The sequence below is a fragment of the Kitasatospora sp. NPDC007106 genome (assembly GCF_040634455.1).
GTDB lineage: Bacteria > Actinomycetota > Actinomycetes > Streptomycetales > Streptomycetaceae > Kitasatospora > Kitasatospora arboriphila.
Genome location: NZ_JBEYFP010000976.1, coordinates 1 through 2,051, shown reverse-complemented (window position 1 = coordinate 2,051; position 2,051 = coordinate 1). Strand labels below are relative to the sequence as shown.

Genomic DNA, 2,051 nt, shown 5'->3' with positions numbered 1-2,051 from the left:
GGCGGCAGGTGCCCGGCGCGGGCCCAGCTCAGGGTGCGGTCGGCGGGGTCGTAGAGCGCGCAGACGGCGGTGGCCGTGACGTGGTCGGTCAGGTGGTGCGTCACGTTGTTGAGCCAGCCCAGCAGTTGGGCCGGACCGGAGCCGGTCGCGGCCAGGCCGCGCAGCGCGTTGCGCAGGGCGACCATGCCGGTGGCGGCCTCGATGCCGTGCCCGGCGACGTCGCCGACGCAGAGCAGGATCCGCTTGCTGGGCAGCGTGACGGCGTCGTACCAGTCGCCGCCGACCATGTGGTCCTTCTCGGCGGGGCGGTAGCGGACGGCGATCCGCAGCCCGGTGAGGTCGAGCGGGCCGCGGCCCACCGGCATGATGGCGTGCTGGAGTTGCAGCGCCAGCCGGTTGCGGGCGGCGGCCTGCTCCTCGGTGTGGGCCAGCTGCTCGCGGGTGGCGGCGAGGGCGACCTCCGTCCAGTGCTGGGCGGAGACGTCCTGGTAGGCGCCGCGGACGGCGGTGAGCCGGGACCACTGGTCCAGCACGGGCTCGGCGACGATCCGGATGTGCCGGACGACCCCGTCGGGCCGGTTGAGCCGGAAGGCGGTGTCGGCCGGCCGGCGGTGGTGCAGCAGGGTGCGCACGAAGCGGCCGATGGCGTGCCGGTCGTCGGGGTGGCAGTGGACGGCGAGTTGGTCGAGGGTCACCGGCGGCGCCGTCGGCGGCAGCCCGTACAGGTCGAAGACGGTCTCGTTCCAGGTGGCCGCGCCCGTCCGCAGGTCCTCCTCGAACCCGCCGATCCGGCCGAGGCGCTGGGCGTGCTGGAGCAGGCTGGCGACACGGCTGGACTCGTCCCGGGTGCGCCACACGCAGACCACGTGGTCGCCGTGGCGGCTGAGCGCGGCCTCGGCGGTGGTGGTGAGCGGGACGTCGTCGATCAGCGCGGTCAGTCCGAGGTTCGCCGAGCGGTACGGCTCGCCGGTGGCGTGGACGTGCTCGACGAGCTGGAAGAGGCCGCCCGGCTCCGCGCTGAGCGGGTACGCCTCCAGCAGGGTGGCGCCGGCGACCGCGGCGGCCGGGCGGCCCGCGAAGTCGACGAAGCGGGTGTTCACGTGGCTGATCAGGAAGTCGGCGACGGCGCCGCGGTCGTCGAGCAGCGGCTTGAGCAGCAGACCGGGGTCGTGCAGGCCGTCGACCAGGTCGAGCAGTTCCCGCAGGCGGGCGTCGGCGGCCGGGATCAGTGCGCCGGGCGGGATCTCCGGCGCCGACTCCAGGGCGCGGGCGCAGAGCTCCGCCAGCGCCTCGAACTGGCGCAGCACGGCCGGGGGTTGCTCGGCGGTGCGGGCGGCCCAGCAGATCTCCAGGACGCAGGTGAGCCGGCCGCCGATGCCGGCCGGCACGGCGATCCGGGTGCCGGTGAGCTGGCGGCGGCCGATGCCGGGCGGTCCGGAGGCGACCGAGTCGAACCGGACGAGGTCGCGGGCGGTGAGCGCGGAGCGTGCCGGGGTGGGGACGCCGGGCGGGACGTAGTGCCAGCGGGCGGCCTCCTCGGCGGTGAACCCGGCCGAGCCGGCGAGCCGGAGCGAACCGTCCGGCTGGGCCTCCCAGATGACGGCGGCACCGGCGTCCAGCGGGGCGAGGGCGTGGTCGAGCACGGAGCGCGCGACCGTGTGGATGTCGTCGGCGGCCATGGCGGCGGCTTCGGCGGTGCGCAGCCGCAGCGCCGGGGAGACCGGCTCGGCGGGTGCGGACCGGTCGGCGCCGTGCGGGGCGGGTCCGCCGGCGGCGACGAACTCCCGTGCGGTGTCGGCGATGCCGTCCTGCGCGGCCTGGTTGATGATGTCGGCGGCCAGCTCCAGCACGGTGACGTTCGCCCGCTCGGCGAGCGCGGCGAGCTGGGCCTCGGCCTCGGCCGGACCGCAGGTGAGCCGCCCGATCAGGATGCCCTTGGCCAGCTCGATCAGCGCGCGTCCGTCGGCGGCCGCCTGGGCCTCGCGGACCTCCCGGCGCAGCCGTTCGACGGTGGAGGCGAGCCTGCCGAGGACGCCCGGCGCCGGGCCGGC

Annotated in this window: 1 protein-coding gene; it reads right to left on the bottom strand. The window is 76.4% G+C overall.

Translation table 11 applies throughout. The features are described 5' to 3' along the window. A partial coding sequence (locus tag ABZ641_RS34690) for a SpoIIE family protein phosphatase (protein WP_359988337.1) occupies window positions 1-2,051 on the bottom strand: 2,051 nt, incomplete at both ends.